General features: G+C 63.1%; 6 protein-coding genes. 1 reads left to right on the top strand and 5 read right to left on the bottom strand.

The features are described from left to right. The 5 genes from PINTE_RS19625 to PINTE_RS19605 form a co-directional block, all read right to left on the bottom strand. Nucleotides 1–185: transposase (locus PINTE_RS19625; RefSeq protein WP_157087399.1), on the bottom strand; the 185-nt coding region annotated here is incomplete at its 3' end. Between the two features lie 321 nt (nucleotides 186–506). Then, nucleotides 507–2834: a putative bifunctional diguanylate cyclase/phosphodiesterase gene (locus PINTE_RS19620; RefSeq protein WP_068434038.1), complete on the bottom strand. Its 2328-nt coding sequence runs from the start codon at nucleotides 2832–2834 to the stop codon at nucleotides 507–509. Then, nucleotides 2812–3540, bottom strand: coding sequence for a class I SAM-dependent methyltransferase (locus tag PINTE_RS19615; RefSeq protein ID WP_068434036.1), 729 nt, complete (start codon nucleotides 3538–3540; stop codon nucleotides 2812–2814). Before PINTE_RS19615 ends, PINTE_RS19620 begins: the two co-directional genes overlap by 23 nt. Further along, nucleotides 3537–4166: a hypothetical protein gene (locus tag PINTE_RS19610; RefSeq protein ID WP_157087398.1), complete on the bottom strand. Its 630-nt coding sequence runs from the start codon at nucleotides 4164–4166 to the stop codon at nucleotides 3537–3539. The genes PINTE_RS19615 and PINTE_RS19610 overlap by 4 nt, the downstream gene beginning before the upstream one ends. A gap of 160 nt (nucleotides 4167–4326) precedes the next feature. Next, entirely contained in the window at nucleotides 4327–5055 is a 729-nt protein-coding gene (locus tag PINTE_RS19605; protein WP_068434032.1) for an EAL domain-containing protein, read from the bottom strand. A gap of 1385 nt (nucleotides 5056–6440) precedes the next feature. Between PINTE_RS19605 and PINTE_RS24040 the strand changes: the two genes are divergently transcribed. Then, nucleotides 6441–6869: hypothetical protein (locus tag PINTE_RS24040; RefSeq protein WP_217996657.1), on the top strand; the 429-nt coding region annotated here is incomplete at its 3' end.

The following is a 6869-nucleotide window of genomic DNA, read 5'->3' as shown; positions in this document are numbered from 1 at the left end:
TCTGACAGTGGCTTCTCGGGACGTTTCCCGCCGGAGTCACGCGCCTTCTTCACCCATTTACCCAACGTCATCTCGTGCACGCCGATATTCCTGGCGGTCTCGGCGATGCTGTGGCCATCATCCAGGACCAACCCTACCGCGGACGCCTTGTACTCCTCCGTGAACGATCTCCTCGTCGAACCCATCACGACTTCCTTTCAGTTCAGAAAGGAATCACGACTTACCCCAACTATCCACCAAACCGGGGACGGTCCAACAACCAGCGACTGCACAGTAGCCTGGGCTACGTGGCCCCCGTCGAATACGAGGCAACCCACTACGCGACCATCACAACCGAGTCGCGACCCGCATAAGAGCGGCACAGAACCTGGGGCGCTTCAATATGACGAACCGCGGTGTCATGACTCGGGTCTGGGCGAAGCGCTCGCCTACACACCGGCGAATAGCCTGCGGGAAGTCGCTTTCAGAGTTGGGTCCTCAGGGACGCCACCGCCTTGCCCGACTGATCATTGGTCCACAGCATTCAGGTCTGCGCGCGGGACACGGTCAGCCGCTGTGCCTGGTGAACTGGCTGAGGCGGCAATGATGTGCTCGGCGCGTTGCGGTCCGCCAAACAGCCATCCTTGTGCCATCGGGCAGCCGATTGCCAAGAGCGCGTCCTTGTGGTGAGCTGCTTCTACACCTTCGGCGACGACGTGCTGGAAATTCAAACTCTCTAGCATAGCCAGGACAGAAGAGAGAAGCTGCGTGGAGTCTTGCTGGCCTTGCACGCTACGAGTGGTCAGCATCTTGTCCAGCTTCACGCAGTTGACGGGCAGTTCCAGCAGGGTCTGTAGTGACGTGTAGCCTGTGCCGAAGTCATCGACACAGACGGTGATTCCCATGTCACGCAGCGCGCTCAGGACGCGCTTCGTCGAGGCGGTCGGGTCGACCACGGTGCTTTCTGTCAGCTCCAGCCAGAGCCGGTCCGTGGGGAGGCCGGTTTCTGCGAGTGTCTGGGATACATTCTCGCAGAAGCCGGGGTCGAGCAGCTGCCTCGGGGAAATGTTAACTGAGACGAATAAGTGGTCGCCCAGCGCAGTCCTGAGTCGTACCGCCTCCGAACAGGCTTGCTGCAACACAACGCGGCCGAGTGTAATGATCATTCCGCGTTCTTCCGCAATGGGAATAAACACATCCGGCGGAACAGTCCCCAAGATTGGATCTTCCCAACGCGCCAGGGCTTCCCAGCCCATCACCTGATGGTAGTCTTCTCCACCGACGATCGGCTGAAGCACGACATGGATACTCTCACTATCCAGTGCGCGAGACAGATGCGATGCAATACGCGACCGGTGTCTTTCCCGCCGGTCCAGGTAGGGGTCGAAGAGGACGCATCTTCCCCGTCCGTTTCGCTTCGCTTCATACAGTGCCGTATCAGCGTTTCGCACTAGCTGCGTCGCCAGGAGGTGATCTGAGGCGTGGGCGCACGCGACTCCTATGGACGGAATGATGCTGATTCGGTGCCCCGCCACCGTGGCGGGTTCGGAGAACAGCTTTTGTATCTGCATGGCGCGATCTTGGGCGTCCTGAGGGTCGTTGACGACGGTGTGCATGACGAACTCATCCCCGCCGTGACGAGCCATGAATTCGCCTTCGCGGGCGATGCATCTGAACAGGGACGAGATTTGAATCAGCAGCAGGTCCCCCACGTGATGACCCCACGTATCGTTGACGCATTTGAAGTTGTCGAAATCGAAGAAGAGGACGGCCACCGTGCGGTCCGCGCGCTCGGTAGCATGCGCTAAGCGTTCTTCCAGCGTGCGTAAGAAGAACGCGCGGTTGGCGAGGTCAGTTAGCGCATCGTGTGAGGCGCGATATCGGCTGTCTTCCTCGGCTCGAGCCAGAGCGGACATGGTCAGAGACAGACGTGTGAACAATAGGGTTATCAGAACCGCGAGGAGGATTGAGCGGACTGAAGCATCCAGAACTCCCTGAATGGGATACAGAATGGACAACACTGCGGGAGACACCATGAAAAGAAGCAGCATGGAGCGGCTTCGCGCGCGGTGGATTGCATGGTAAGAAGTTGGATGCGAGCGCGTTATGTGTGGCACCGATGGATGGCACGCCCCTGCCGCGAATCCCCAATAGGCGTATAGGAAGACGGAGGTGAGCGCTGGAACTGTCAAGCCCGGGTGATGGGCCCAAATCACCGTGTAGGCAGTGTCAGCGATTTGTAGAACCACAAGCCCGAAAAGGATGGCCCACATCGCGGGTGCCGGGGTGCGCACTCGCAAGATGAGCTGGACCGACAGCGACACCAAGGCGATGTCAAGGACCGGGTAGATGCCCCACATGAGTGCCTCGGTGAGCAGTGAGCCTCCAATCCTCGGAGAAACAGTCACCGACCACATCGCCAGCGACGCTCCGGCGGCGACCGCCGTGGCATCCAGGGCACTGCCGCGGGCGGTGCGCCGTCCGAGCCGTTTGAGCAGCATGACCAGCCACGCAAGCAGAAAGCCGTACCCGCTGAGCGAGAACAGGTCCGCTAGGGGCGGTACACCGCTCGGTTGATCGGCCGTTCGGTTGACCAGACCGAGCAGAAAACAGGCCGCACCGAGTGTGGCTGCCCCCCACAGTCGTCGTGGGCGAGCACCGCGAAGAGGAGGTCCGATGGCCATGGCAGCGATCGAAGTGGCTGCGGCGACCACGAAGGCGGTGCTGCCGATGGGGTCCGGGGCGTAGGTGTAGGTCAGGGCGCACGCTGTCGTCAGTACGAATGTCGCGACCATCACCCAGCCGTAGCCGCGCGCGGCGGGCAAGAGCTCTTCAGCGGGGGTGGTAGCGGGCAAGGAAGTTCACTCCCTTCACGGAGCCCCCGTAGCAGCGTCCCAGATACTCGGCAGCGAACCCGTACGCTGCGGCGTCCGCGCTGAGAGACGCGAAGTCCGTGAAATCCCATGAGCCGTGTCGTGCGACGACGTCGATGGCAACGTCTGCGGCAGCGACGAACAGCAGACCTGGGTGCGCGAATGCCTCTAGCCCCGCGTGCGACAGCTGCTCCTGGACGAGTGGCCATGATCCGGGCCTGTCGGTGTGGCTCACCACCACATATCCCTGTGGAGCAATGACGCGCCGGGCCTCTTTCCAGAACGCCTCGCGGTCGCGCACCGCGTACAGCACATTCACTGCAATGATGCGGTCCACCGTTTCTTGACCCAGGGAGGCCAGGCCGCGCACCAGGTCGTTGTCCTGCACCACCGCTTTGACAGACTGGCCGGCCAGCTTCGCCCGGGCTCTACGTAGCATAGGCTTGCTGCTGTCGAGGCCCAGGAGGCAGCGTGGCGACTCCTGCGCCAGGCGCATCAAGACGTTACCGGTACCACACCCCACCTCGACCACTCGGTGATGTGGTTGAACAGCGGCAATCTGCGCGACCGACTCCAGGAGCCGCTGATAGCCGATGAGATACCGCAGGTTGTCGTACACCCGTGCGTACAGGCTCCACAGGGTGCACTCGAGGAAGGAGTGGATTCGCGCGTCGAGGAGCGTTTTCATGGCCGTCGCACAGCTTCATTGGCCGGAAACAGCGTCGGCAGCCGGGATCGCATTGGAAGGTCGCGCGACTGCGCCGCCGTACAGTGGATTATCTGCGCCGCCTGGTCGGTCCAGATGACCGCGGGGATCACGTCGCTTCCCATGAACCATTGCGGTGGGCCCATCGGAACAATCACGGGGCCGAGGAGACCGACGATGCTCCGCGCTAAGGCCGGGTGGATCGCCATGATCCATGCGGTGTGCTCGCACTCGATGCTGTGAAGCCACATGTGCGAATACAGCTGAATCGCCGTGTCGCGGGGAGCCGTGGCATGTACCGCCAAAGCGCTGATCTCAACAACTCGTGATCCCCCTTGGCGCTGGACCTGCGACACCACGCCGTCATCCAAGCCTGGCAGCCGCAGGGCGGGCAGGGCCGCTGGGTCGTCAGAGTAGATCTGACGACCGACGGCTACGGCCCGCCCGGTGGGGGAGCGAGCCAGGAAGTACGTCGCAGATTCGGCCCACGGGTCCACCCGCGTGGCTAGGACTCCACGGTCGACCTCGTCAGCCTTCACGTACCGCCGTTCCAGATACACCCGCGCGTGCAATTCACGCGCCTCCCGAACCTCGCTGGCGGTCTCCACCCGACTGATCGACAAGGAAGGCCCCACGGCGCTGACAACGCCACGGCTACTCATCGCGATCCACCCGACGCGGTGGGCCAAGGTACTCGCCGCCCCCAGGTACATGGGTGGTCGACTCTGTACTGCGATCGCAGGCGAAGACCGATCCTTGCGTCATGGTCTAGATCCGAGAACTCGCGCGGGCAATGTCCCTGTCCGGAACACCCAGCAGGAACCCTTGTCCCCATTCACACCCCAGTTCGTAGGCGCGACGCAGATCCTCCTGGGTCTCGATCCCCGCGGCAACCACTGGCAAGCCACGGTCTTGAACGGTGGCGACCAGATCGGCGAACCTCACCTGGTCGCGCACGACCGTGTCTTCGCTGATCTCGCCCGGATGCATCTTCAGCACATCGATGGGGACCTGTTGCAGGTGCGGCAAGAGGTCGAGGTCACGGTGAGTGAACCTATCGACACAGATGGCGGTGCCCGCGGCTCGCAGCGCGGCGAGCAGCTGGACAGGGTGACCGCCATCGAGCAGGGAGATTCGCAGCGTGTCAACGCTCACGTCCAGCAGCAGGCGATCGGCCCGAACCCCGTGGCGGCGAAGCGCATCCTGCACGTCGGCGACCACACCGCCGTGCCGCACCCAATCCCAGGAAAGATTGACCGACATCAAAAGGTCTCGCCGGTCGGATCCTTGGAAACCCGCCAGTTCCTGCAGTGCTTGGTCGAGGACGAACTGGTCGACCTGTGCGGTCTCCTCCGAGAGCCTCTCAAGACCGTCCCAGTCTGCTGTCGGTGATGCCTGATTCAGGGGCGTGTGCCTGGGCAGCTTCCGGGACAGCGCCTCGAAACCTTGCAGCCTGTCGGAATGCAGATTGAAGAAGGGCTGGTAGAGCACCGCCATCGGTTGTTGGTAAGGGCGCCCATCGTCTCCAGCCACCAGCAGTTGCTCCTAACTCCCCGTCGCGTGTGCGGCCCTCGTCATCCGCGCCACCCTATCGGCGCCGCCGACGCCACCCTGAGACAACACCCGACCGCCGGTCAGCACGTCCACACCGCTCCCTACCGTTCAAGATCGTCAGTGCGCCGTGTGAAGCGAGGGCACGGAGAGGAGGGAAGTGCATGCGGCAGGGCCAGCTCAGGCTCTTTGGAAGGCTTCCGCCACGGGGGACCTTCTGCCTGCCAGTCGGGAAGTCCTCTCCGGCAGACAGAAGGTGCGTCCCGCCCTGCCCCCGTGTACATTGTCGAGTGTTACCCGACAACTAAGGGCAGAACGGCGCCACTGTAGCACCGTTGGGCTCAGGCGTTTTCGTTGTCTGGGCCGGTTCGTGGTGACGGTCACGACATCAAGGCCACGACCAGGCGAAAGAGCACCGTGACCCGCCCACAGGCAGTGGGGTGAGCCCGCGGTGTCAGGACCCAGGCGATAGATGCGCACTCGAGACAACTCGGAACCGTCGATGACTGTCCACCGCGGGAGGCTGCTCGCCACGGACACAGGCCGCCCGCCGAGGTGCCCGTGGACGATACGCAGCGCCTGTGAGAGGACTCACATTGCACCCCTGCCGGGCGATAAGACCGCGTAGGGCTCGAGCGGCTATGAACCCGTCCGTTGAGACCTGTTCTCACGCGTACGGATTCTGAGCAGGTCTGCTGGGGCCCACCTCCTCATCCACGCATTTCAGGGGACCTGTGGCCAGACATCCACGTCATCGCGCAACGGTGTCAGTATTGGCACTCGTCATCCTGACGACCCTCATGGCTTCCATAGGCGTCCACCACAGCGCGTCCATCGCATGGGCGGCCCCCCGCCGCCAAGGAAGTGGCGGCTGCCCGGACACTGGGGACCACACTCCTCGGCAGGGGCCACAACGCAGCGTTAGATGTGCCGACAACAGGGGGCGTGTCGCGGACACCGTGTCATGCCGGGGTTCGACAGGTGTGTTGCACGCAAAGAAGGCCAGGCCCTCCCGAGCGGAGCCCCCGACGCGGCCGACCAGCCCTCCCATCGCGAGCCTCGTCAGCGCACTGCTCGTGCCGGACCGCGAGGGCCCCACAGCGTGTCAAGGATGGCGGCCACACCCACATGCGTGGACACCGAACCCGCGCGAGCGAAGCAACCCGCTGGAGACACAGCTCGTCGCCCACCCCGACGTCGGCGGCGCGGGCAGGGTACCGGTTCGATGTGACGACACACTTACCTTCGTCGCCGGCCCGGGGGATTCGCGGTCCGAGGTGTTCTGGGGGACCGTGGCCGGTGGACGCTACCGTCTAGCGCGAGGGACGACAGTGAGCATCAATTTCCAAGTACGTCATCACTTCTCGGATCCTCGCACGAGGCAACGCCCCGACCCCAAGACTTGGCACACCATTTTTCAGTTGCACGGTCCAACTCGTACCGGGTCGTGGCCGACACCACCTGTCACGATTTCCTGGCAGAACGGGACATACCGCGTCGGGGGCGGAGCTGCCGTTCCTGACAACACGGGTCAGATGCGCCCTCTGGGAAGCTGGTTTCGGCCATACGCCACGGCTCCCGAAGACCGCTGGCGAACTATCAAGCTGACGGCCTACCTTGATGGCCCCCAGCGCGGCTCGGTCTCGATGTGGATCGATAATCACCCGTACATCTCCGGCTGGAGGCCGCGAGCAGGAACAATGTATGTCAACGCTGGCGGCTACTCTCATCGGGAGATCAACCTCAAGTCCGGTCTGTCC

Source organism: Piscicoccus intestinalis NBRC 104926 (genome assembly GCF_001515525.1).
GTDB classification, from domain to species: Bacteria; Actinomycetota; Actinomycetes; order Actinomycetales; family Dermatophilaceae; genus Kineosphaera; species Kineosphaera intestinalis.
Note: the sequence above shows the minus strand (reverse complement) of the source record. Positions and strands in the feature narration are given on the sequence as shown.